General features: G+C 37.1%; 18 protein-coding genes and 1 pseudogene. 8 read left to right on the top strand and 11 right to left on the bottom strand.

Annotation, left to right across the window (positions count from 1 at the left end; genetic code table 11):
- Window positions 1–424: 424 nt before the first annotated feature.
- Both Q8L85_05515 and Q8L85_05510 read left to right on the top strand, forming a co-directional pair.
- Complete coding sequence (locus Q8L85_05515) at window positions 425–3,169, top strand: hypothetical protein (GenBank protein MDP1724142.1); 2,745 nt, start codon at window positions 425–427, stop codon at window positions 3,167–3,169.
- Between the two features lie 296 nt (window positions 3,170–3,465).
- Window positions 3,466–3,600 carry a hypothetical protein gene (locus Q8L85_05510; GenBank protein MDP1724141.1) on the top strand — a complete coding sequence of 45 codons (135 nt, stop codon included), beginning with the start codon at window positions 3,466–3,468 and terminating at the stop codon, window positions 3,598–3,600.
- A gap of 59 nt (window positions 3,601–3,659) precedes the next feature.
- On the opposite strand, the gene Q8L85_05505 is transcribed toward Q8L85_05510, so the two are convergent.
- The 4 genes from Q8L85_05505 to Q8L85_05490 all read right to left on the bottom strand — a co-directional run bounded on the left by Q8L85_05505 (window position 3,660) and on the right by Q8L85_05490 (window position 9,094).
- A complete protein-coding gene (locus Q8L85_05505; GenBank protein MDP1724140.1) occupies window positions 3,660–4,157 on the bottom strand; it encodes a GyrI-like domain-containing protein in 498 nt (165 codons plus the stop codon).
- Window positions 4,158–4,215: 58 nt separating this feature from the next.
- Complete coding sequence (locus Q8L85_05500) at window positions 4,216–6,237, bottom strand: adenylate/guanylate cyclase domain-containing protein (GenBank protein MDP1724139.1); 2,022 nt, start codon at window positions 6,235–6,237, stop codon at window positions 4,216–4,218.
- A gap of 180 nt (window positions 6,238–6,417) precedes the next feature.
- Window positions 6,418–7,305, bottom strand: a complete 888-nt coding sequence (mmsB, locus tag Q8L85_05495) for a 3-hydroxyisobutyrate dehydrogenase (GenBank protein ID MDP1724138.1) — start codon at window positions 7,303–7,305, stop codon at window positions 6,418–6,420.
- Window positions 7,306–7,591: 286 nt separating this feature from the next.
- Window positions 7,592–9,094, bottom strand: a complete 1,503-nt coding sequence (locus tag Q8L85_05490; GenBank protein MDP1724137.1) for a CoA-acylating methylmalonate-semialdehyde dehydrogenase — start codon at window positions 9,092–9,094, stop codon at window positions 7,592–7,594.
- Between the two features lie 181 nt (window positions 9,095–9,275).
- On the opposite strand from Q8L85_05490, the gene Q8L85_05485 reads away from it, so the two are divergent.
- From Q8L85_05485 to Q8L85_05470, 4 genes and pseudogenes are all read left to right on the top strand, one after another.
- A complete protein-coding gene (locus Q8L85_05485) occupies window positions 9,276–9,572 on the top strand; it encodes a hypothetical protein (protein MDP1724136.1) in 297 nt (98 codons plus the stop codon).
- Between the two features lie 130 nt (window positions 9,573–9,702).
- Entirely contained in the window at window positions 9,703–9,876 is a 174-nt protein-coding gene (locus tag Q8L85_05480) for a hypothetical protein (GenBank protein ID MDP1724135.1), read from the top strand.
- 63 nt (window positions 9,877–9,939) lie between these two features.
- A complete protein-coding gene (locus Q8L85_05475; GenBank protein MDP1724134.1) occupies window positions 9,940–10,164 on the top strand; it encodes a hypothetical protein in 225 nt (74 codons plus the stop codon).
- Window positions 10,164–10,426 (top strand): annotated as a pseudogene (locus Q8L85_05470) (type II toxin-antitoxin system RelE/ParE family toxin). The gene Q8L85_05475 and the pseudogene Q8L85_05470 overlap by 1 nt, the downstream one beginning before the upstream one ends.
- Window positions 10,427–10,481: 55 nt before the next feature.
- On the opposite strand, the gene Q8L85_05465 reads toward Q8L85_05470, so the two are convergent.
- The 7 genes from Q8L85_05465 to Q8L85_05435 form a co-directional block, all read right to left on the bottom strand.
- The gene (locus Q8L85_05465; GenBank protein MDP1724133.1) at window positions 10,482–11,327 is read right to left on the bottom strand and encodes an alpha/beta hydrolase; all 846 of its coding nucleotides are present in this window, start codon (window positions 11,325–11,327) and stop codon (window positions 10,482–10,484) included.
- Window positions 11,328–11,560: 233 nt separating this feature from the next.
- Window positions 11,561–12,055: a hypothetical protein gene (locus tag Q8L85_05460; protein ID MDP1724132.1), complete on the bottom strand. Its 495-nt coding sequence runs from the start codon at window positions 12,053–12,055 to the stop codon at window positions 11,561–11,563.
- A gap of 331 nt (window positions 12,056–12,386) precedes the next feature.
- Window positions 12,387–14,171: an acyl-CoA dehydrogenase C-terminal domain-containing protein gene (locus Q8L85_05455; protein ID MDP1724131.1), complete on the bottom strand. Its 1,785-nt coding sequence runs from the start codon at window positions 14,169–14,171 to the stop codon at window positions 12,387–12,389.
- A gap of 436 nt (window positions 14,172–14,607) precedes the next feature.
- A complete protein-coding gene (locus Q8L85_05450) occupies window positions 14,608–16,926 on the bottom strand; it encodes a 3-hydroxyacyl-CoA dehydrogenase NAD-binding domain-containing protein (protein MDP1724130.1) in 2,319 nt (772 codons plus the stop codon).
- A gap of 2 nt (window positions 16,927–16,928) precedes the next feature.
- Window positions 16,929–18,065 carry a thiolase family protein gene (locus Q8L85_05445; GenBank protein MDP1724129.1) on the bottom strand — a complete coding sequence of 379 codons (1,137 nt, stop codon included), beginning with the start codon at window positions 18,063–18,065 and terminating at the stop codon, window positions 16,929–16,931.
- An 87-nt stretch (window positions 18,066–18,152) separates the two neighbouring features.
- Window positions 18,153–19,886: a long-chain fatty acid--CoA ligase gene (locus tag Q8L85_05440; GenBank protein MDP1724128.1), complete on the bottom strand. Its 1,734-nt coding sequence runs from the start codon at window positions 19,884–19,886 to the stop codon at window positions 18,153–18,155.
- 253 nt (window positions 19,887–20,139) lie between these two features.
- A complete protein-coding gene (locus Q8L85_05435) occupies window positions 20,140–21,459 on the bottom strand; it encodes an outer membrane protein transport protein (protein MDP1724127.1) in 1,320 nt (439 codons plus the stop codon).
- 271 nt (window positions 21,460–21,730) lie between these two features.
- On the opposite strand from Q8L85_05435, the gene Q8L85_05430 reads away from it, so the two are divergent.
- Window positions 21,731–22,510 carry a hypothetical protein gene (locus Q8L85_05430; protein ID MDP1724126.1) on the top strand — a complete coding sequence of 260 codons (780 nt, stop codon included), beginning with the start codon at window positions 21,731–21,733 and terminating at the stop codon, window positions 22,508–22,510.
- A gap of 238 nt (window positions 22,511–22,748) precedes the next feature.
- Window positions 22,749–24,641 carry a hypothetical protein gene (locus tag Q8L85_05425; protein ID MDP1724125.1) on the top strand — a complete coding sequence of 631 codons (1,893 nt, stop codon included), beginning with the start codon at window positions 22,749–22,751 and terminating at the stop codon, window positions 24,639–24,641.
- The last annotated feature ends 235 nt before the right edge of the window (window positions 24,642–24,876 follow it).

Genomic DNA, 24,876 nt, shown 5'->3' with positions numbered 1-24,876 from the left:
TTTGGGCGCAGATTATTATGAGCAAAAATACAAAGACAGAGTTTTAAAAAATATAATGTCGCGTGCTCAATCGTTGGGATATGTGCTGTTAAGAAAACCGGAAAATGATGTCAAAAAAAATGACTTTTTATCAACATCTTAAGCCTTGGTCATTAGAAGAATGCCTGAGTGCTTAGGCACGAGGGCGTACGTGGTAATCTATATTTGTGGATGTTGTAGTAAAAAGTGTGGATTGCCACAAGCAGCCTTACGTACCGCTCGGCTATTTTCGCAATGACGAACTTGCGTTCATTTTATTAAGTCAAATGTCAACAGCCCCTAATTTAATTGTAACTGCCAAAAATATAGATCTTCATTTAAAAAATATTTTAAAAAAAATATAGGTGCTACACTAAATAAAGATATTTTTTTAGGAGGTTCTTTAATGAATATTAAAAAAATTAATTTATTAGTATGTTTTGTTTTTTTTATTATTTTTATTAATAGCATTAATGCTGAGAAATCAAAGGAAGATTTTAATATAAATTTGGCTGAACTTGAAGTAAATCCTTTGGACTCGCTGCAAGATAAAGCTGAAAAAATATTTAAAATGTCATTGTTGTTAGATTTATTCGCTATTAAGGATCTATATTTTAAGGGGTTTGTTGAGGAAGCTGAAGAGCTTTTGCATATGATTTCAGCTGGCTATAAAATGGTTGTAGAATATTACCGTGCACATCCTCTTGCTGAATTGTTTTATGAGGCGCACCGACATCCTTCAGATGATCATGGCCTTCCTGTGGAAGGTGATCCAAAATCAATGGTCGCAATTAGTGGGCTTTATACGGATGGTATTCAAGATGATGTGCCTGATGATTATGTCATGCAGGCTTTTTGGTTGGCACGCTCTGCTGAAAAAACACAATTTACGTTAGATGGGCAGGATTTATTAGCCAAGCAACAAAAAATATCTTGTGCAACGCTTTCAGCAAAAGAATTTGCTTCTTTAATTGCATTTGTAGGGGGTAATTTAGCGACAGGTTATGGTGCGGGTCGTGCACTTGCTGTAACGTTGAATCAGGAATATTTAATCATTGTTGGTCTTTGCGCCGGTGCTGTGGTTGGCAGCATTGAATGGGTTGCAAGTTTACAGCTTTATATGATGTTTAATAGGTGTAAAGAAAGACGCAATCATAAAAAAAATGTCGAAAAATTAAATAAAGCATTTAATGAAAATGAAGATGTAGCTCTAGATTTAGATGAAGAAGATTCAGGCTGTTGTGCTTGTTTTGGATTATGTCGAAAATCTTCTGAAGAAAATTTAGATCTTGATCCGATTGAGGAAAAAATAGTTCAAGACAATAAGAATTTAGAAAAACTAATACGTCATCAAAAATTATCAACAGAAGAAAAGAATAATTTAAAAACTGATTACTTGATACATCGTTATCGTAACGGTGAAGAAGATGAAAAATTTATTGAGCTCTTTGATAAAGCTGTTAATGAAGATGAGGCATCTGGGTGGCGGAATTGCTTTGGTAGATGTCATAAGGACTCAGATTTTGATTTAGAAAATGATTTGCTGGCGCAAAGAGTAATCCAAGATAATGAAAATTTAGGGAAACTAATAGGGCATCAAAAATTATCCAAAGAAGAACAAAAATTTTTGAAGACCGATTATTTAAGACATCTTTATGGTAAAACGGAAGAAGATAAAAAATTTATTGAACTTTATAATAAATTAACGAAATCAAAAAAAAATAAAAATGATGATCAGTCAGTAGATGAAGAAGAAAATGATGATATTGATGTGTTGCAATATACAGATCATCTGCTGAATAAAAAAAGAGAAGAAATAAATAATGACTATTTAAAACATCTTTATGGAGGAAGTGCAGCTGATAAAAGATTTGTTGAAATTTATCGAAAGATAACGCGAAATGATCGTATTGAAGCAAAAAATGAAGCATTGCAAAAACATTTATATCATATAAAGCCTCAACACAAAGAGGGTATTATTAAACGATTTTCCAATGTGGTTGTTGGTGGATTTAATAAAATCAACCCTTTTTATCATTCAGATTCACATCTCAAAAATGACAATATACATCATGAATTAGATGAAAATGGTGATGATATAGAAATACATGTTGATCATGATGATAAATTTGCGCTTGAACCAGGGGATGATAATATAATAAAGGCGCAAAAAATTTTTAATATTGCATTGCAGCTTGATAATTTTGCTATTAAAAAATTACACTTTAAAGGACATTTAAAAGAGGCTGAAAAATTAATGTATATGGTAGCGCTTGGGTATAAAATGGCGATATCTTATAATCCTTTGCATCCTTATGCGCAATTGTTTTATGATGCACATGATCATCAAGATGTCGATGGTTCATATATTCGAGGCAATCAAATGGCGCAAAAAGTCATAAGTGGTTTATTTTCAGATTATATTGAAGAAGGTGTGCCTGATGATAAAGATGCTGAATTATATTGGATTGGACGTTCATTAGAGCAAGTTGAAGAAAAAATAGAATCGAAAAATCATACAAAAGTACGAAAAGCGGCCTGTGTTATCGGGTTTACAGCACGAAATTTTGGTTCTTTATGTGCAACTGAAATATCGGGGCTTGTCGGCGGTTATGCACTTGGCAATGTGATGGCGAGTATGTTAAATGCTACTTATTGGGTTGATATAGGCGTGGGCGTAGGTGGTGTAGCAGGATTTGCTATATGGCTGGGTGGGTTTAAGTTTTATGAAGCTTATTATTCATGTACACATTTATGTCAGCACAATCATGATCTGAAAACGCTTCATCAGGCATATAAAGTTGATGTGTCGAATCAGTTGAAAATGGAAGAATTTGATGGTGGAGAAATTAAAAGTAAAAAAACGATAGAAGAAATAATGGAAGAAAGCATAGGACAAGGTTGTGAAATTAAAATGCCACATCAATTATCTACACATGATGAAAATGCTTTGCGTGAAAAATTTGTGCAACGGCTTTATAAATATGGTGCAAACGATACTTTCGTGCGTTGTTATTTAGAATATACAAAAACGAAACGTATTGATGAGACACATAAAGAATTAACAGATAGGTTATCGCAAAAAAAACATAAACGAAGAAGTTGGTATTCTAGATATGTGCCATTTCAGTCTTCGGAGGATGAAGCGTAATTTTTATGAAAAACACCTTTGTTTTCCTGGACACGTTGAAGCAAAGCTTCGAGCACGGATCCAGGGTCCAGATCAAAAAACATGATCGAAGATCATGACATGTTTTTATATAATAGAGTCATCCTCTTACGAGCATGTACTTTTTTCTGGATCCTGGATCTACGTATGAAGCTTCGCTTCAACGTGTCCAGGAAAACAAAGGTGTATGGCGATAATTTCTATCATAAAAATAAAAATTGTTCGGTAGATTGCAAAACAGTAGTTTTAGATTATTTAGGTATAAGTTAGGATAAAAAATGAAAAAAATTCTGTTAATCGCTTTGACGATGTTTAATGTTATAGCGTTTCAAGCAGATGACGTAAGTGGCGGATCGATTGGTGGCTCTCTTCCTCTTAAGGATAAGTCTTTATATTATGATGATAGAATGTGAATAAAATATGATTTATGTCTTCAGTGGTGTGTTCGCGAATTGCTAACACACCCTATATTTTATGCATCAATCCCAATAAAAATATCAAAAACAACGTGTTGATGGTCAAGTGCGCGTTCATCATAAATCTCAAAATCTGTTTGATAGCTTCTTGGCGCACCAAAATCTTTGGGATTCATTTGCCAGATGTTTTGCCATAGATCAATGCAAATGTCAGGCATAGGTCCTGGACCTTTAGTGAATTTTGCATAATTTTGGGTTGGTATGGTTAATGCTGTGAATTCTTTTGGAAGATTATCAAAAGAACTTACTTCTTCACCAATAAAATAGGTAAAGTCATCATGATGATCTGATTCGTAATCCGTATAAGCACAATAGGTCGTGTTTGGTTTTTGACGATTGGTAATTTTTGTTGATAATCCATTATGAAAGTATTTTTGAACTAATGCCGCAATTTTGTTAATTGAAGGATCGCGTTCAAACATAGCTTTATTATTCGTCCTTGTTGTAATACCAACAAGTTTAATCTCAGGTAAAAAAATCGTTATTTTTTGCATTGTTTTCATTCCTTAATAGATCGTCAAATATAACTAAAAATGTTCAGAATGAAAATACTTAACTTTCACGTTCAGTTAAATGATAAATTTTTTGCTCTCCGAATTTTTTAGCGAGTGACATTGTGCCTACATATTCATACATCCATGGAAAATCAACATGTTCGCCTATTTCTTTAGCGCGTAATTGAAGACCTGCTTCTTCTGACGCTAAAAGTGAAATAAATTGCTCACTCGCATAAACGCGACCTGGTACTGTCACGGGTTCGATGCGCGCTGCACGGTTTACGTGTCCACCATAATAATTGACACGTCCTGTAATGGGGTCTTTGTCTTCGTAAACGGGACCTGCATGAAGGCCGATGCGCAAAGATAATTTTGTGGGTAATCCATAATCTTTAAAGCCTGCTTTATGTAAGGCTTCCTTAAGGGCGAGCGCGTAAGTTGCCATTGATTGCGCGTCATCCAAAACAGCAAAAATAGCATCACCCCAGGTATTGATAAAAGACGGATTTTGACTTGAATCAAAAAGATGTTTGGCGACATCTTGCATGAAAGCAATAAAACCAGGGACATGATGTTCTTGTAATTTACTAAAACCAACGACATCTGAAAAAAGCATTGTTTTAATAACGCGTCTTTTTTCATTGATAACGAGTTCTGGCTTGTATTCATGGACAATGCTTGAATATTTGGGTGGCGTTGTATTTTCTCGAATTTTACTCAGATCAATAATTTTGAGCGTTTCTTTATTGTCCCATTTGTTGATAAGATCAGATGTACCGCCCACAAGACCTGATTGTTTGCCATCCCAAAGTGCTAATAAATAGGGCTCGGCTTCCAATGTTTGTGCACGTAATATTGAATCGCCAAATAATAATAAACCTGCGAATTGAAATAAATCATCATCCCCTAAATAATTTTCTTCAGTCGCAAAAATTAAATTATGGGTTAATTTTAACAAATGGTTAAAGCGCGTTACCCATGAATTGCCTGCGAAACGAATGGAGGCTTCGATGAAATCATGCGTTGCAAATGGCATGATCATATTGATTTCGCCACCGCGTTCAAGCATTGTTTCAAGAAAAATAATGTCGCCGCCTGAAGCGCCTAAAGAATAACCAATTTCTGCTTTAATATCGCTTAATACTTCCTGCATTTTTATTTTTACTTGAGGCTCGATAAAAGCGGGGAAACGAGGCGCGCTTCTATTCGGCGCATCAATCATATGGCCTGTAAATCCAACAATAACGGGCGGCTTTAAAATATCTTGGACAATAGAGGGAATTTTAATTTTATATTTTTCGAGTAATTTAATTTCACGTCGCATTTTAGTGCGTTCAGAAAAATTTTTCTCATAAAAAGAGGATTTAAGTTTAATGGCTTTTTCGGCCATCATCTGATCGTCCATTAAAAGAGAGGCCAAACAATAATCAGACGCATTTTCTTGGGTTAAGCTTGTTTTATCAAGAGATTCGCGCAATATATCAAGCGCTTTCGCTTTTTCACCTGACACAAAACTAGATATGGCAGCTTGAACACCCAAGGATAATTGGGGGCTTTGCTGATAGGCTTGATGATATGTTTTGTGAAGACGCTGAAAATGTTCATCTTTTTGGCTTCGAAGCCAGATATTCTTGTATATGTGCGCTAGTAAACTCAAAGATTCAATGTCAACGGATAAGGCATTTTGGGCCATTTCACCTGTTTGGGCTAACGCTACTGATAATTCGGCGATACTTTTTAGGGTCTCCCATTTGGGTGCATTTTTATCGAAATCTTTGAAAGATTCAAAAAAACCACTAAGTTTGTTGACGGTATTAAGCAGAAGATCCCGATCTAATAAAGAATGCGAACTTAATGGTTCGATAAGGGCGCGCGCTTCTTCTAAGGCACCTGCTTCTAATAATGCTCTGGCTTTTAATTTTTTAAATTCTATATTGTCAGGGAATTGTTCAATGGCAGATTGTGAAAGATCTTGAGCGATAAAAAATTGCCCTTTAGTTAATAAATTATCAATGGATATAATTAAATCTTTTTCATTTTGAGTTTTAATGCCTAATTTTGCTTCGATCGCGGCCATTTTATTTTCCCTTTTTTTTTAATGTTTACGTGTTCTTCTTATATTTAAATAGATTCTGGACAAGCGCCTAGATTATGAGGCAAAGTCTAGAAAGGACGAGAACCATAGCTGCTTGTACTTAAAGTACATGAGCACTGGAATGCGCAGACCTGACAACGAATTTGCCCATAGGATAGGCGCTTATTTTTTGTTTGCAGCAATTTTCAAATATATCCCTGAAAAATCCAAGCCTGCATTATTGTCAGCACAGAAACTTTCATATAGATCCATTGCTTTTTGACCTAAAGGCAGTTGAATTTCAGAAGAAAGAATATTGGCAAGTTTCAAATCTTTCAGCATCATTTGGGCCGTAAAACCCGCTTTATATCCAAAGTTAGCGGGTGAAGCAGGTAATGGGCCTGGAACTGGGCAGTAGCTTGTTAAAGACCAGCTTTGACCGGATGATGTTGAGGCGACTTCAAAGAGTTTTTCTTTAGATAGACCTAATTTTTCAGCCAAAGCAAAAGCCTCACTCGTGCCAATCATGTTGATAGCCAACATTAAATTGTTACATATTTTGACAGCTTGTCCCATCCCATTATCGCCAGCATGAAAAATATTTTTACCCATTTGTGCTAAAATAGGTTTGATGTGTTCAAAATCAGATAAAGAACCACCTACCATAAAGGTGAGTGCTGCATTTTCAGCACCCTTAACGCCACCTGAAACAGGGGCATCAACTATTTGATGACCTAAAGATTTTGCTTTTTGAGTTATACTTTGAGCTGTTTGAACATCAATGGTTGAACAATCCGCAAAAAATAAAGGTTTTTTAGCATGGCTAAGAAGTCCGTGTTCACCAAAATAAACTTGAGATACATGTTTACCTTCAGGCAACATGGAAATAACAATATCAACATCGTCAACAATATCGGCAAGATCATTTGCTTTTAGAGCGCCATGATTTACAAGATGATCAACAGTTTCTTTGACGAGATCATATACTTTTACTTGATGCTTGTTTTTAAGGAGATTGAGGCACATAGGTTGTCCCATATGTCCTAGACCAATAAATCCTATTTTCGTCATTTTTACCCTTTCTATTTCCAATTGTGGAGGTCGTCAAATTTCGGGATTCGGCCTGCTCATGTATGAAGAATACACTCCGCGGTCCTTACCACTCATTTTCCTACCCACACTTTGAAATAGTTTGGGTATATTTTTATAATTGTATTAAACTTCTTACGAAACTCGCTAATGTGAGGTGAGTGATAGGAGGTTCGGCACGGAAGACCGCAGTGTATCCTTTATACATGAGGATCTGAGTACCGAAACGACGCATCAATCATCCACAGTAGTAGAGTTTCGAAAAAGTTTACTTGTGTTCAGTTGTAAGCAGCGAAAATTCGACGCCCTTTCGAATGCCAGAAGGCCATCTTTCGGTGACGGTTTTTAGTTTCGTAAAAAAGCGAATGCCCTCCATGCCGTGCATCCCAATATCTGCGAAAGAGGAATTTTTCCAGCCACCAAAACTTTGTTGTGCAACTGGCACTGGCACTGGCACATTAATACCAACCATGCCCGCTTCAACGCGATTACAGAAATCACGCGCCGTATCCCCATCACGTGTGTAAAGAGCAACCCCATTCCCATAAGGGTGACTATTAATAAGCTGTAATCCTTCTTCATAGGATTTGATGCGAACAATGCATAAAACTGGACCAAAGATTTCGTGCTTGTAAATAGACATATTAGGTTGTACATGATCAAAAAGACAGCCGCCTAAAAAATAGCCTTTTGGCTCAGTCGGGTGTTGAAAAGAACGTCCATCAACTACAAGTTTGGCGCCATCTTTAATGCCTTGATCAATATAGTTTTTTACTTTTTCAAGATGTGCTTGGTTAATAAGTGGTCCCATTTCAGCATCAGGATCTGTATAAGGGCCAATTTTAAGATTTTTTATTTTTGCACTTAAGCCTGCGACCAACTTATCAGCTAATTGATCCCCAACAGGCATGGCGACTGAAATGGCCATACATCTTTCACCCGCTGAACCATAGGCGGCGCCAACAAGTGCATCAATTGTTTGCTCTAAATCTGTGTCGGGCATAATCAGCATATGATTTTTTGCGCCGCCAAAAGCTTGGACGCGTTTGCCATAATGAATGCCTGTTTCTTGGATATAACGTGCTGTTTCGGTTTGGCCTACAAAACTTATTGTTTTAACAATCGGATGCGCCAATAATATATCAACAACTTCTTTATCACCTTGAACAACATTGAATATGCCTTCAGGAATACCAGATTCATAGGCAAGTTCTGCAATCCGTAAGGGGCAGGACGGATCACGTTCAGATGGTTTTAAAATAAAAGCATTGCCACAGGCGATCGCAATGGATCCAATCCATAAAGGAATCATTGCGGGAAAATTAAAAGGTGTAATGCCAACGCAAACGCCAATGGGTTGCCGCATGGAATAACAATCAATGTTTCGTCCAACATTTTCAAGATGATCACCTTTTAAATGAGCCGCGATATTGCTTGCATAATCAAGCACATCGAGCCCACGTGCTAAAGATCCTTTTGCTTCAAGAATTGATTTTCCATGTTCCTCTGCAATAAGGGTTGCAATTTCGGTTTCATGGTTTTCCAAAAGATTTTTGAATTTTGAAAGAATTTTACCGCGCGTTGCAGGTGGTGTTTCTGCCCATTTTGGAAAGGCATTTTGGGCATTTTGAACTATTTCGTCAATTTCTTGCTTGGTTGCAAAGGTGACATGTCTAATGATCTCTCCTTTGGCAGGGTTCATCACTGGAAAAGATCGATTCCCTTTGCCAGAAATTCTTTTGCCGCTCATAAAATGTCCTAGATCATGCATTTTTTTCTGCCCTTATTTTTTATTTTACCTGTTGTATATTTTATATTTTTTGAATTCTATGTTTTCTCATGCTTTAGATATTTTGTTTTTAAGATTTTTATTTTGCAACATCTATCTTGTTTATAGTAATGAGTTCATGTCAGAATAATCAAGATAGCATTTCAATTGAGGAAACAAAAATATGAAAAAAACACTTATCATTCTATCAGCAATCGCTTTTTTTGCACAACCAGGTCTTGTACTTGCTAAAAAAGTAGTTGGTAAAAGCAGTCATACAATTGATGTACAACATTATGATGATGGCACTATGGAGGCTGTAGGTGGTAGCCATAATGCAAAAGGAACACCCCATGATGCGGCAGCAACATTGTTTCTAGGTGGTCTTTTAAAGAAGGCAAAAAAAGGTGTATCTAGTTTATTAGGTGGTGGTAAAAAAAGTAAAGCTGCACCGACACAACAAGCTGCTCCAGCTGAATAAAGAAAAAATACAAAAAATGTTCCGCAAGAAGCTTATGCTTCTTGTGGTTTTTGTGAAAAAAAAGCTTTATCAATTAATTAAAACGTAAATGTGTATTAACATAAAATATTAAAAAAAAAAGAAATGCATTATGAATAAAAGAATCTTATTAATGGTTACATTATTTTTGATGTCACAGAATCAACTTTTTGCGCTTGATCAAATTTCTTTGTGGGATACACAATTGCCTAAAATTCAAATGCTTATTAAAGAAAATAAAGATGCTTCAGATATTGAAGCAGAAAAATTGTTTAAATTTAGTTAATGTTTAGAATGTTGCAAATCACAACAATATGTTGTGTATTAATATTATATGGAGGTAAGTATCATGTCTGTTGCAGTTAATATTCCTGATGATATTTTTAAAGAAGCTAAAGCTTATTCAAGTGTTTATGAGAGATCTATATCGAAACAAATTGCTTATTGGGCACGTATTGGTAAAATTGCTGAAGAAAATCCAGATCTTTCTTTTGATGACATTAAAGGAATTTTACTCAGTATTGAGGAAGATAAATTAGGGCTTACAACAGAATATCAATTTCATGAATCCTGATGAAAATAAAGCAAACTCTAAGCTTTCAAAAGAGTATAAAAAAGCTCCATTTGAATCAAAAAAAAGATCTTGATAAGGCGGTTAAAGAGATTGTTAAAAATCCATCTATTGGTCAAGAAAAGAAGGCAGATTTGTCACAAGTACGTGTCATTAAGTTTAAAATGGAAAAGTTTTTAATACTTTTTGCGTATATTTGGAAAATAGATGAAGATGAAATTGTGCTTCTTAAATTAGGCGCCATTAATAATTAGACGCCCATTAAAATTTCTACAGAGATTTGAAGTTAGAAAACTAGTAAGTAGGTATTTCAAAAGCATTTAGGTTAAAAACGCTGAAATAAGTTTTGCTACAGGTTTTGGATCATCCATATGGATATGATGACCACCTGGTAATTCGTGAATGGTTAGATTCTTAAGTGATTGTGCGCGTTCTTGAAAAATTTTTTCAGGATAAGGTACACCTTGTTTGGCACGAATAAGACAAACCGGTGCAACAATCGCATTAAACATTGTACGTAATTCGTCTTCATAAGGAAGCGTTGAAGCGACAGATCGTAATCGACGGTCAAAAGTCCAAATATACCCCTCTTTAGATTTTGTTGTACCCCTTAAGGCCAAAGCTTGTGAAGCTTGATAACTTATATTTCCACTTTTCATGCGTTTTTGAATGGCGGATTCTAAATCTTGAAATATTGTTCTTGGAAATTTGGTGTGGTTTATAAAATTATCAATATCAGTCAAAAGATAAGTTGTTCCCTTTTCAATAAAATCAATACGTGGTCCCAAAATATCAAGAAACACTAATTTGTTTACTTGGTCTGGACACGCAATAGCTATTATTGAGGCGGATAATGATCCCAATGAATGTGCAATAATATCAAAACGATTCCATTTTAACTCTTTGATTAAATGAAGCATTAAAAAAGCATCATTTTTCCAATGTGGAAGAACGCCTTTAGGATAAGGACTCGATAATCCTGTTCCAGGAAAATCGACAGCAACTAATTGAACATCTGGTAAAAAATGGGCTAATAAATCAAAACTTGCTGCATTATCTAGTTTTCCATGAAGACATAAAACAAGGTGACTATTTTGAGGATTCCAGATTTTAAGTCCAATCGTAAACCCAGGGAGTTGAATTTTTCGCTCTTCACAGGGTTGCATGATTTTCCTTCATAACTTTAATCAGATTAATTATATCATAATCAATTGATTTTAAAAGAGAGACAAAGGAATTTATTGTTGCAAATTTTAAAAAAGTACGCTGAAACTTATCTAAAAATAAATATTTTTATATCAAAAATTGTTTCATTAATAACGATTTCCCTGAACGCCTTGAATCAATGCTATGAAGACGTTCAGGATCACATGATACACATATTTGCAAACGCAGTATTTTATTTAGGTAAAGTTTCTAATTCTTTACAATTTGTTTTCAGCTTTCCAAATGCGCTTAAAAACGTGTTTAATTCTTGAGTTGCTGTAACTTGAGCTTTCATTGGTCTGTCAACTCTGGCGAGTACTTTTTGATATAAATGCTCTATACTATCCATATCTTGATCAACTTTTCCTGCAAGTGTATTTAGCTTTTCAATTGATGCTAATCTTGCTTTTTCTGTAGAAGTTTTAACACCTACCACGCCAAGAACTTTATCTCTTTTTCTTTTGTCAGCAATTCTAACATTTTGAATCGCTGTATTGCAGGATTTTTTAACCTGCATATATTCTAATTGTACTTTTACAAATTTTGCTTTATCGGCTGCACTTAACGCATATTTTTGATCTACTGGTGGTAAGGGTGCAATAGTTGATGGTGGTAGTGGCGTTACAGCAAAACTAGTTGTATTGATGAATAAAAGCCCAAGCAGTGATAATACGCAAATTTTTTTCATGATGATCTCCCATTGTTTTTTTTACTATAAGACCATGAAAATATTTACATTTACTATTCATAAAAGTGTAAACATTTAGTAGATCAAGGTATAGCTTCACTTATAATTTTAATATAAAAAAAGAAAAAAGAGAATGTTTTTATTTCATATAGAACTATTTAAATTGTAATAGGGTTGCACGATTATAATCGATAGACCTTGGAAGGATACATTGTCACGTCTCACTCATGTATATAAGGATACACTTCGCTCGTTGTTCCTTGTCTACTTCTCAAGTCAATCGACTATAGAATTATCTTTGCAACCCTGATCAAGTAAATTAGTTTAATTATTAGAATGCCGCTTCCGACAATTCCATAATTGACTTTTTGCCTGCTTGAATGGAGGTTAACAAAGCCCCGCAATTTGGCATCATGCGGCTCATGTAAAAACGTGCGGTTGATAATTTATTGCGATAAAAATCGGGGTTCTCGCCATTCATTTTTTCAAGTGATACTTTAGCCATTTTTGCCCACATATGCGCGAGTGCAACATAGCCAAAAAGACGACAATAATCGCTTGCAGCAGCGCCTGCTTCTTCTTTATCCATCATGCCTTTTTGGGCAACATACATGGTTGCTTGCTGCAATTTTGAAAGTCCATCGGCCAGAGGTTGTGTAAAATCAGCCATGCCTGGATTTTCTTTATGATCACGTATAAATTGATCGACAATTGGAAAAAATTGACGCATGAGACGTCCACTATGTTGAGACAATTTACGTCCAACCAAATCAAGGGCTTGAATACCATTGGCGCCTTCATAAATTTGGCTAATACGGGCGTCACGGACAAATTGTTCCATACCATGTTCAACGATATAGCCATGGCCGCCAAAAACTTGAAGTGCAAGATTGGTGGATTCAAAACCATAATCTGTTAAGAAGGCTTTGATAACGGGTGTCATTAACGACACGTAATCATCCGCTTCTTCACGTATTTTAGGGTCATCATGAAGCATTGATATATCAATGTGATAGGCAACATCATAGGCAAGGGCGCGTGCGCCTTCCACAAAAGATTTGATGGTTAATAACATCTTGCGGATATCAGGATGGACAATAAGTGGATCGGCTGGTTTTTCAGGGCATTTAACACCACTTAAAGAACGACCTTGTAAGCGTTCTTTGGCATAGACCACCGCATTTTGATAGGCGACTTCGGCGAGGCCCAACCCTTGCATACCAACGCCTAAACGTGCAGCATTCATCATGGTGAACATGCATTTCATGCCCTCATTAAGATTGCCGACCAAATAGCCTTGGGCTTCATCAAAATTCATGACGCAAGTCGAAGATGCTTTAATCCCCATTTTATGTTCGATAGAACCACAATAAACACCATTACGTGGCCCTAAAGTACCATCTGCTTTAGGCATAAATTTAGGGACGATGAAAAGACTAATCCCTTTAATGCCTTCAGGGGCATCAGGTGTGCGTGCAATGACTAGATGGACAATATTATCCGTTAAATCATGTTCGCCTGCTGAAATAAATATTTTAGTACCAGTAATTTTATAAGAACCGTCGTTTTGGGGCACAGCTTTTGTACGTAATAATTTTAAATCTGTACCACAATGAGGTTCTGTTAAACACATTGTGCCAGACCAAGAACCTTCAATAAGCTTTGGTAAATAAGTTTTTTTAAGCTCATCTGTACCGTGATTAATAAGCGCTTCATAAGCACCATGTGTCAGCATTGGGTACATTGAAAAGGATAAATTAGCGCCACAAAGCATTTCGCTAACCGTAAAATCCATAGATTTTGGCATGCCTTGCCCGCCATAATTCTTATCACCTGAAAGCGCTTGCCAACCAGCATCAATAAAAAGCTTATAGGCTTCTTTAAAACCTTTGGGGGTGCGTACAATACCGTTTTCGAAATGACACCCTTCTTGATCGCCGGATAAATTTAAAGGTGCAATCTCATTCGTACAAAGCTTTGCGCATTCTTCTAAAATCGACTGTACCAAATCTGGCGTTACGTCTTCATAGCCTTTAAGCTTACTTAAATCGGCTATGCCGACGACATCATTAAGAATAAATAAAATATCCTCGAGTGGGGCATTATATACTGGCATTTCTTTACGTTCCTTTAATTTTATAGTTGTTTAACTTCACGCGGATACTTCGTCATTTCTTGCTCACGTATGAAGAATACGCTTCGCGCGTCATTCCTTGTCTGCGCATAAATTTAAATAACTATAACTGCTCATCTTATGTACAAATTCGCTGTTAAATCGTAATTACTCACCCCAACCCTATGCTGAAGTAATTTTTTATACTTTCTCGAGGAGAGAGAATTTTTGAAATTAATTCCCCTTCTTCCTACGTCCCGTGGCTTGTCCCTCGGGATCCATACAGCTTTAGAAAAGATCCGACAAATATTTATCATTTCCCTTTTTAGCATGGACCCCGCGGACAAGCCGCGGGGCGTAGGAGGGGGGAATGAGCAATTACGTTAAATCTGTATATTCCATAAGCTTTGTCTTACTATTTGAGCAGTTAATGTTATATCTAGTTTCTAAGTGGTTTGCCTGTTTCCAACATTTGTTGAATACGGGCTAAAGTGCGTGGATCTTGAACAAGCGGCATAAAAGCTTCACGCTCTAGGGCTAGCAATTGATCCTCTGTAATGGTTTCTGTGATATCGGTTGCACCGCCACTTAAAATTGTTGAAAGCTTTTCAGCAACAACAACATCATAATCGGTTGCAACGCCTTTTTTATGGAAATCACCAACAGCCATTTCCATGGCAACTTTAGCAGTTGGACCAGGCAATACAATATCAGCAGATAAAGGTGCTTTATAATGGGAGGCCATTTCAAGGGCTCGTTTTTTCGCATCAGCCAATAAACGATCACGATTCATGGTGATGATATCAGTTTCACGTAAATAAAGCATTTCTTGAGCTTCATAAGCGGATTTTGCGACTTTTGCCGTTGCGATCATTTCAAAAATCGGTACAACAACAGGCATCGGCCCTTGCGCACGTTTTTTGTTGAGGTATGAACGCGTGAGCATTTCTTTACAACCGCCCCAAGCTGGGACCAAACCAACACCGACTTCAACGAGACCCATATAGGTTTCAGCATGCGCTTGAACAGCATCACAATGAAGCAGGATTTCACAACCGCCACCAACAGCAATACCTGATGGTGCGCCAATAACTGGGAAAGGTGCGTATTTTAATGCTTTGTATATTTTCTGACCATTGGCCACGAAATCTTCAATCATTGGCCACATTGCCATGCTTGCGGCAAATAACGCCATGCCAATATTTGCACCCGCCGAAAAATGCGCGCCTTCATTATAAATAACCAAGGCTTTGTATTTTTCTTTGGTGATATCAATCGCTTTTTGAATCATATCAAAGGTGTTTTGGTCAATTGAATTCATTTTGCTCGTGAATTCAAGACACGTAACACCATCACCAATATCCCAAAGACTTGCTGATTCGTTTGAAGCGAGTGCTTTTGATGATTTTTTAATATCAGACAGAAGCAAGACGCCTTCAGCACGTTTTAGTGGCTGATAGCCTTTTTGAGCATCAAAGTATTGAATACCATTTTGGATTTGGTAAAAACTATTGGTGCCTACTTTTTCAAGGAGTGCAGGGATCGTGCGACCTTCAGCTTTAATTTTATCGCGGAACCAAGATGCACCTATTCGATCTAAAAGCTCAAAAGGACCATATTTCCAATTATAGCCTAAACGCATAGCCTCATCGATTTCAACAATTGTTTCAGCTGTTTCTGGTACAAGTGTCAACGCATAAAGAAGTGTGTCCGATAAAACTTTCCACGCATAAGAACCATATTTGTCATTTGTTAACAAAAGGTTGCGTAAATTATCTTTACCAGCTTCAATCGCTGCTAATTTTGGTTTCGTGCTTTTACGATAAGAGCCTGTTTGAAGATCGATTGATTCTTTAACTTTTTTACCATCGATAGTGGTTAGTCTGTAAAAACCACCTTTTCCTTTACGACCTGTATACCCATCTTGAATCATTTTGTTGATAAGTTCTGGCATTGGCGGTAAATCAGAAAATGCATCTTCTTTCGGCAATTGCGCGCGCATACTGGATAAAACATGCGGCATTAAATCGAGGCCAACAAGATCCATTAATGCGAAAACACCAGTTTTGGGGATACCCATAGGACGTGAAATAAGAGCGTCAGCTTCTTCAATTTGGATATTTTGTTGAAGCGCTAAAGTTGCTGCGTGGTGAATCCAATAGGTGCCGATACGATTAGCGATAAAACCAGGCGTATCTTTACAGAATACAACACCCTTGCCAAGCTTCCGATCAGCAAAATCACGCATTGTTTCAATGGCATCCGTTCGCGTTTCTTTGCCCTTCACGATTTCCAAAAGGCGCATATAACGCGGTGGGTTGAAAAAATGTGTGATCATGAAATCGTTTTTAAAACGATCGCTTAAGCCTGTCGTTAATTTTTCGAGTGGAATCGTCGATGTATTGGATGAAACAATCGATCCTGCTTTGCGAATCGCATCAATTTTTTTATAAAGATCTTGTTTGATCTCAATTTTTTCAATGACAGCTTCAACGATCCAATCAACATCTTTTAATAAATCAAGATGATCTTCGATATTGCCTGTCTGTACCAATTTTGCACATTTTGCATGCATAAAAGGGGCAGGATCTGTTTTCAATAATTTTTGAACAGCTGATTCTGCAATTGCATTACGATTAGGATTATTAGGCGCCACAATATCAAGAAGAATAACGGGCGTTCCCGAATTTGCGATATGGGCTGCAATACCAGCCCCCATCACACCTGCGCCAATAACGGCTGCTTTTTGAATGGCCATGATTATGCAGCCTCCAAAATCGTGGCAATACCTTGACCGCCACCAATACATTGCGTTGAAAGCGCATATTTTTTGCCTTCACGTTTCAATAATTGTGCAGCTTTTCCGGTAATACGTGCGCCAGTTGCCCCCAATGGATGACCTAATGCAATTGCACCACCATCTAAATTCACTTTTTTATGGTCTATCATAAGGTCTTGCAAACATGCCAAAGATTGAGATGCAAAAGCTTCATTGATTTCAACGATATCAATGTCTTTTTCGGTTAGATTAGCGCGTTTCAATGCTTTACGTGTGGCTTCAACAGGACCAATACCCATAACTTCAGGACCACAACCAGCAACTGCAATGCTTTTAATACGTGCAAGGATCGGTAAATTATGTTTTTTGGCGTAATCTTCAGAACAAACAAGAACGGCAGACGCACCATCTGTTAAAGGTGAAGACGTGCCCGCAGTTACTGTTCCTTGTTGATCAAAAGCTAAATCAAGTTTTGATAGGATTTCAGCACTTGTTTCAGGACGAATACAACCGTCACGATCAATTATCGTGTTGCCGACGCGTATCGGAATAATCTCGTCTTTGAATTTACCGTCTTGATCAGCTTTTGTTGCTTTTTGATGACTGATGACAGAGAACTCTTCTTGTGCTTTGCGTGAAATTTGGTAACGTTGTGCAACGTTTTCGGCTGTTATGCCCATCGCCATGTAAGCTTCTGGTTTATCTTTGGCAAGGGTTGGATTAGGCATTGGATTATAACCACCCATGGGAATGCGTGTCATGGATTCAACACCAGCGCAAATAAAGACTTCGCCAGCATTCATTTGAATGGCGCCTGCCGCATCATGAATGGCTTGCATGGAGGATCCACAAAAACGATTGACAGTCATACCACCAACATGAAGCGGTAAATCAGCTAATAAGCTTATGATACGTGCAACGTTAAAACCTTGCTCACCTTCAGGGAAAGCGCAACCAACGATGACATCTTCAATATCTTGAACATTTACTTTTGTGCGTTCAATGAGTCCGCGGATGACTTGCGCTGCAATATCATCAGGACGCATTTTGGCCAAAGCGCCTCGTTTCGAGAGTGTAAAGGGTGATCTCACAAAAGCCGAAATTACTACGTTACGCATTTTTTCCTCCGGATAAATAAAAAAGACTACAAAAGTAAAAATTGGTCACTTAGCAATAAGTGACCATAAGATGGAATGATAAGCCTATTAACTAGATATAGGTGTTTTTTCGGCTTCTTCAGCCTTTCTTTTATGGTATTTTGCTGCTTCTTCAGCAACAAGTTCTTTTTTAGAATGTTTACCAACCATGGTTTTTGGTAATTCATCTCTAAACTCTATGTGCTTGGGCATTTCGATAGGTGATAGTTTGTCTTTTAAGAAAGAAAAAATATCATCAGCTGTTGCTTTTTCGCCAGGTTTAACAATAACGAATGCTTTGACTGTTTGCCCACGATATTCATCAGGCACGCCAATGACTGTTGTTTCTTGAACAGACGGATGGAGCAAAATTACTTCTTCAACTTGACGTGGATACACATTAAAGCCGCCACAAATAACGACGTCTTTAATACGGTCGACAACGAAGACATAGCCTTCCTCATCCATATATCCAATATCACCTGTATATAATAGACCATTTTTGAGGCAAAGTTTTGTTTCGTCTTCACGTTTCCAATAGCCTGCCATGACTTGAGGTCCACGAACACAAATCTCACCTTTTTCGCCAATAGGTAAAACTTTATCAGGATATTCTGGGTCTCGAATCTCAATAATTGTGCCAGGCACTGGAATGCCAATCGAGCCTTCTTTATTAATCCCAAAAAATGGATTTGCTGTTGCAATAGGTGATGTTTCGCTTAATCCATAACCTTCTACTAAGCTACATCCCGTTTTTGTTTCAAATGTTCGTTTGACACTAACAGGCAAAGGTGCACCACCTGAAATGCACAATTTAAGCGATGATAAATCATAATTATCCAGTGATTTGGAATGATTAATCGCTGTAAAAATTGTGGGCACTGCGGGGAAAACAGTTGGTCTTTTTTGGTGGATTAATTTTAAAAGACTTTTAAGCTCAAAACGCGGCATTAAAATAATTTCAGCGCCAATCTTCAATGCAACATTCATGACGGCTGTCATGGCAAACACATGGAAAAGTGGTAAAATACCAAGCATACGTTCTTGCCCTAAAGCAAGTTTTCCACACCACAATTCGCATTGAACGGTGTTTGCATAAAGATTGCTATGGGTAAGCATGGCGCCTTTGGGGATGCCTGTTGTACCTCCGGTATATTGTAACACGGCAATATCTTTATCAGACACAGGGACTTCTGTAAATTTACCGTCATTATCGAAAATTTTACGACAAGGAATTAATGAATCACTTGGCGTAAATTTTGCAATATCACCAAAATGCAATGCTTTAAAAGCAAGGCTTTTAGCGAAGGGTAAAATGTCACCCATCGAGCAAACAACAATTTTTTTAAGATGTGTTGAACCACGTAAATCTGAAACCTTATCAAATAGCGTTTTAAGATCTAACGTTACAAGAACTTCGGTTTCAGAATCATTGATCTGTGGAATGATTTCGCGTTGTACGTAAAGAGGGCTAAAATTGACAACAATGCCACCAATGCGAAGTGTTGCGTAATAAAATATAACGGAATAAGGCGTGTTGGGTAAGAAAATGCCAACTTTTGTGCCTTTTTTGACGCCAATTTCTTGCAGCCCTTTAGCAGCCTTTTGAACCAAATGCCCTATTTCATTATATGTATATTCTTTACCCATGAATTCAACACAAGGATGTGTGCCATATTTTAGAACGCTTTTTTCTAAAATTTCATAAAGGGGACCTGTAGGCAAATGTTCATGCCAGCTGACATTTTCGGGATAAGATTGTTCCCAAGGCCAAGAAAATTTTTGTTCTGTTTTCAAATTCATGGTCACCCTTTTTGATAAGATAGGAAGTTTCATTGATTTTCACCCGATTGTCACAAAAAATCAAGAGGTCCTAAATTGTCTTTTTGAAAAAAGATGAAGGACCTCAGAAATTTTTTTTGTTCTCCGTTCAACTGTTCAGATTATGTGGCAAAGTCTAGAAAGGCTGAAGACCGGAACGGAGTGTACTAAAGTACATGAGTACCGGAAGGTGAAAGCCTGACGATGAATTTGCCCATAGGCTGAGCAGGAGTTATTAAAGCTTATAGCGTAAGCCTGCACTTAAGATATTAACATTGGTCTTGATGCGACCTTTTAAATTACCTTTAGTTTCATGTTTTAAGTCGATGCCTGCTTTTTTAAAAAAGAGGTGACCATAAGATAGATCAAAGAAAAGTGTATCATAAATACGTGTGCTTAAACCTGCATTTAAAAATACGCGATCACTATCAGGAATACGCGCAGTGCGATGCTCATTGGGTACGGGTGATTTATCAAATCCACCACCGACACCAAATGTCCAAGAATCGTTTAAGTAATAATGTGCACCACCTGCAACACGAAAAACACCTTTCCATTTCATAGGTGAAACGTCGTCGGGTTGAACAGGATTTTTAAAGCGAACACGTAATTCTTTTAATCGACGCCAATGCGTATATTGAACATCACTCATAATTGCCCATTTTGGGCTGAATCTATGATAAAAACCAGCAATTACAGCTTCTGGAAAGGTGATAGATGCATTAACACCCGTATTTTTAAACATCCCAGATCGTTGGTTGATGACATCACCAATAGGTGAGCGCTTAAAGACGGCTTTACCGCTTAATTCAGAACAAATTGTTGATCTATAAGAAAGTCCAAAACGTGTATCTTCAGTAGGTTCGTATAAAACACCTGCGTTAAATCCAAAGCCCCAATCATCACCTGTAATTTTTACATAACCATCGGCTGTTTGTGAGGCACTTCCTAAACCTTTGCTTGCTGCAATACCACCAAAATCAATGGCACTTTCAAGCGTTGCTTTTACATATTCTGCGCTTAGCCCAACACCAAAAGTTAATTTGTCATGTACTTTATAAGCAATGGATGGATTAATATTTAATGTCGCCATGTCATTTTTGGTGCCATGATAACGACCTTCCCACGTTTTTTTATAGTCAATCCCAAGACCGAAAGGAGCAAAAATGCCAAATCCAGCATATAATTTATCGCTTATTTGATGACTTGCAAAAAAATTAGGAATATAGGCTGTTTTACCAGCATCCCCACCACTATCTTTTGATAGCGGCCTTAAAGAACGACCATAAATTGTTGAGCCTTGGTCTTCATATTTCGTTGATGGTGATAAAATATGCGCACCACCCATAAATTGCGTTCCTTTAAGACGACTTAAAGCGGCAGGATTAAATACAATAGCACTTGCATCATCAATAGAGGTTGTTGCACCTGCATAGCCAGTTTTAAAACCGCTAATACTTTGTTCAATAATAGCGATACCTGCGGCATGAGTATTTTCTACATAACAATTTGAAATTGAAAGAAAAACAAAAGGTAAAATTCGTTTAAGTGACATTGATAAAATCCTGCGTTTTTTAAGATCTATAAAATTATCGCATAATTTTAAGTTCTGTCAATAAAGCCACCCATAAAATGGCAATCTATGTTACCAATTGTCCACATCATTACAGTTTTTTATTGACAATCAAATGTAACGCAGCTGAACGTGGGGTTAGGATAAAAATAACATTTTTATTTTCAAATAGTTAACTATATTTTAACCAAAAATTTGTATAATTAATAACAGAACTATGATCTTAAAAATTACTTAAAAAAGGAGCAATATCATGTTTAAATATCGATCTATCTATGTTTTATTTCTGGGTGTAATCCTTTGGTGTGGCCAGGTCATTGCAGCTCCAGCACATGTTGCTGTCTTGGGGTGGGGTTCCCTCATCTGGAATCCTGGTGATTTGAGTGTTTATGGTCAGTTTGTACCAGGAGGCCCAAACCTTCCCGTTTCTTTTACACGCATTAGTCAGGATGGTCGTCTTACACTTGTTGTTGATCCACGATCAGACAGTCCTGAAAGAAAACCCAGTAATGCAAATTATCCTGGTGCAAATGTACTGACACAGTATTTGCTTATAAAAGACAGAGAGGATCTTGATTTCAATGAAATCATAGCTGTACTGAGAAAACGAGAAGGAACAAAATCTGATTATATTGATTATGTCAATCGTACAACAAAAAAGTTCCGCATAAATCAAACTAGTCCACGTACTGGCGAGCAAGTAACTGTAAAAGGTACGTATTCTGTTGATCAGAATGGAAAAATTAATATTGATGCTGAAGGAGCGCTGCGTCGAGAACTCGAGCCATATTTAAAAGGCATTATCAGCTGGATCTATCAACAAAATTTAAAAGGCGTTGTATGGACAGGTCTCCAGAGCAATTTTCGTGATAAAACAGGATATTCATACTCTTTAAATAAAGCAAAAGAGCATTTAGATTCTCTTAATCCTCAACAAAAAGCGACGGCACTTGAATATATTCAAAATGCCCCTGTTAACACGCCCGATGGCGATGCTCTCTTGAAGTATCTAACAAACCCGTATTATCGGTAATTATAACGCCTCCTTTAAAGACATGCTCTTACGAGCATGAATTTTAGTCTGGGCCCTGGATCTACGCATGAAGCTTTGCTTCAGCGTGTCCAGGGAAACAATGGCAGTGAAAAAGATTTTCTTCTTAAATTAATAATTTTTTAATAAAAAAAATATAATATTTATATAATGGTGTAATAATTCTGTCAATAAATGCAAATAATAAGTGTAAATTTAGCTTAAAAACAAGGAGAATATTATGTTTGGGCATCGATCGATCTATATTTTGTTTCTGGGTATAATTCTTTGGTGTGGTCAGGCTATAGCAGCTCCTGCACATGTTGCTGTTTTAGGATGGGGTTCCTTAATCGGAAATCCTGGTGATTTGGGTATCTATGGTCAGTTTGTGTCGGGCGGCCCAACTCTTCCTGTTGCTTTTACGCGTATTAGTCAGGATGGTCGCCTTACACTTGTTGTTGATCCAAAATCGGACAGTAATCAAAGAAAACCCAGCAATGTAGATTATCCTGGTATGGATGTGCAGACACAATACTTGCTTATTAAGGATAATAATGGCCTCAATTTCGATAAAGTTATAGGAGAATTGAGAAAACGTGAGGGAACTAAATCTGATTATATTGATTATGTTAATCGTGCAGCTCGGAAGTTTCGCATCAATCAAATCAATGCATTTACGGGCGAGCAAGTAACCGTAGAAGGTACGTATTCTATTGATCGGAATGGAGAAATTGATATTGATGGCGGTGGCGCTCTGCGTCGAGAACTCACACCATATCTAAAGGGTATTATCCAATGGGTCCATCAAATGGATTTCAAAGGAGCTGTATGGACAGGTCTTCAACGTAATTTTGCTGCAAAGTCAGGGTCTTCTTACTCATTAGCTAATGCAAAAATATACTTAAGATCTCTCGATCCGACACAAAGAGCTAAGGCACTTGAATACATCCAAAATGCCCCTGTTAAGACGCCACATGGCAACATTCTTTTAGCGTATCTAAATGAAATGGATGGTAATTTAGTTCCATCTAATGACAATTTGAATATTCAAGTAGCAAATGATAATCCAAGAGCCTATCGAGCTTCTCCTGAAATTCTTGCTATTTTGAATGAAGCTAAAAGATTAAGAAAAATAGGCAATGCTGCTTATATCACAAATGTTATAGCATATGGCGGTGCCGAAGCTGCCGACGTCATTTTGATACAAGATGGCGCTGTTGGAAAGGTATTAAAGGTCTTTGTAAATCAATCTAATCTAAATGATATGCAGACTGATTCAGACAAGGCATTTATTCATAGACTCAACCAAATGGCAAAAGATCGTCAAGTTGTTATTCCAAAAATAATCGTTGCAGAAGATGCTTTTATAGTTTCGCAAAATGTCATTGAGATCCAAGAAAAAGCCAAAGGAAAATTAATGAAGGAAGTTATCAGAGACATGGGTAATATGACAGATCAAGAAATAAAGGAAATGTTGACAGCAATCGGTGAACAATATGGAGCGCTGGATAAAATCCTAACAGAGAATAATCGAAGCTTGATACGCCATAATGACGATAAATCTGATAATCTTTTTTACGATAAAGCAACACAGAGGATAAGTTGGATCGATATAGAGGGAATATCTAAACAAGATAAGGCCGGACGCGGTATAAATCAATCTAGAGACGAATTTTCATCGCCAGAATTTTGGAATGCACTGAAAAATTTGCTTGAAGGTGGAAGACCAAGAAATATAAAACCTGACGACTACAATGATGGTAAATTCTGGTTCACAGATTACTGGCCTAGTGAGTATGCTGAAAATTTTTACGAAGATTTCTCTCCTGCAAAAATAAATCAATTGAAAGGGATTCTAAGTGGGCAAGATTGGGATCAGTATACTTCCCATGAAGCTTCTTCGGACATTCAAAAAATCATAAGTTTGGCTCCTCGGGTACATTTAATTGCGGATAGTTTTCTCAATGGTTATCTTAAGATCTATCCTGAAAATAGCGCAAATATTGAGCGATACAAAAGCAAAGACTCGTTCTACAATTTGTTCCAGGCGATACCTCAACTAAAAGCGCTACTTCAAGAGTATGAAAGAGCTGAGCATAATAGAGGACAACGTAGGTATAGAGGAATGCCATGATATTAATTTTCATGGTAATCTTAATCGTAACTACCCGCTCCCCTTGCTACGCCCTGCGGGCATATCATTACCCATAAGTATAAACATACCCCCTTCCTACGTCCCGCGGCCATATCATTACCCATAAGTATGACCAAATGTATTTTGAAATATTTCGCGAGCCTTAATATGTTCATATAGGGCACGTAATCCCTTCCACATAACTATTGGTCCTGGATCTCCATCATGTTTTCGT

The organism is Alphaproteobacteria bacterium, assembly GCA_030680745.1.
Taxonomy (GTDB): Bacteria; Pseudomonadota; Alphaproteobacteria; order JAUXUR01; family JAUXUR01; genus JAUXUR01.
This window is presented reverse-complemented; position numbering and strand designations above follow the sequence as displayed.

Coding starts and splice junctions, on each gene's coding strand:
- Q8L85_05440 (MDP1724128.1), bottom strand. CDS start 19,886: ATGAATTTGAAAACAGAACAAAAATTTTCTTGGCCTTGGGAACAATCT.
- Q8L85_05465 (MDP1724133.1), bottom strand. CDS start 11,327: ATGCAACCCTGTGAAGAGCGAAAAATTCAACTCCCTGGGTTTACGATT.
- Q8L85_05505 (MDP1724140.1), bottom strand. CDS start 4,157: ATGCAAAAAATAACGATTTTTTTACCTGAGATTAAACTTGTTGGTATT.
- Q8L85_05430 (MDP1724126.1), top strand. CDS start 21,731: ATGTTTAAATATCGATCTATCTATGTTTTATTTCTGGGTGTAATCCTT.
- Q8L85_05475 (MDP1724134.1), top strand. CDS start 9,940: ATGTCTGTTGCAGTTAATATTCCTGATGATATTTTTAAAGAAGCTAAA.
- mmsB (MDP1724138.1), bottom strand. CDS start 7,305: ATGACGAAAATAGGATTTATTGGTCTAGGACATATGGGACAACCTATG.
- Q8L85_05500 (MDP1724139.1), bottom strand. CDS start 6,237: ATGGCCGCGATCGAAGCAAAATTAGGCATTAAAACTCAAAATGAAAAA.
- Q8L85_05455 (MDP1724131.1), bottom strand. CDS start 14,171: ATGCCAGTATATAATGCCCCACTCGAGGATATTTTATTTATTCTTAAT.
- Q8L85_05480 (MDP1724135.1), top strand. CDS start 9,703: ATGAATAAAAGAATCTTATTAATGGTTACATTATTTTTGATGTCACAG.
- Q8L85_05485 (MDP1724136.1), top strand. CDS start 9,276: ATGAAAAAAACACTTATCATTCTATCAGCAATCGCTTTTTTTGCACAA.
- Q8L85_05445 (MDP1724129.1), bottom strand. CDS start 18,065: ATGCGTAACGTAGTAATTTCGGCTTTTGTGAGATCACCCTTTACACTC.
- Q8L85_05515 (MDP1724142.1), top strand. CDS start 425: ATGAATATTAAAAAAATTAATTTATTAGTATGTTTTGTTTTTTTTATT.
- Q8L85_05510 (MDP1724141.1), top strand. CDS start 3,466: ATGAAAAAAATTCTGTTAATCGCTTTGACGATGTTTAATGTTATAGCG.
- Q8L85_05490 (MDP1724137.1), bottom strand. CDS start 9,094: ATGCATGATCTAGGACATTTTATGAGCGGCAAAAGAATTTCTGGCAAA.
- Q8L85_05450 (MDP1724130.1), bottom strand. CDS start 16,926: ATGGCCATTCAAAAAGCAGCCGTTATTGGCGCAGGTGTGATGGGGGCT.
- Q8L85_05435 (MDP1724127.1), bottom strand. CDS start 21,459: ATGTCACTTAAACGAATTTTACCTTTTGTTTTTCTTTCAATTTCAAAT.
- Q8L85_05425 (MDP1724125.1), top strand. CDS start 22,749: ATGTTTGGGCATCGATCGATCTATATTTTGTTTCTGGGTATAATTCTT.
- Q8L85_05460 (MDP1724132.1), bottom strand. CDS start 12,055: ATGAAAAAAATTTGCGTATTATCACTGCTTGGGCTTTTATTCATCAAT.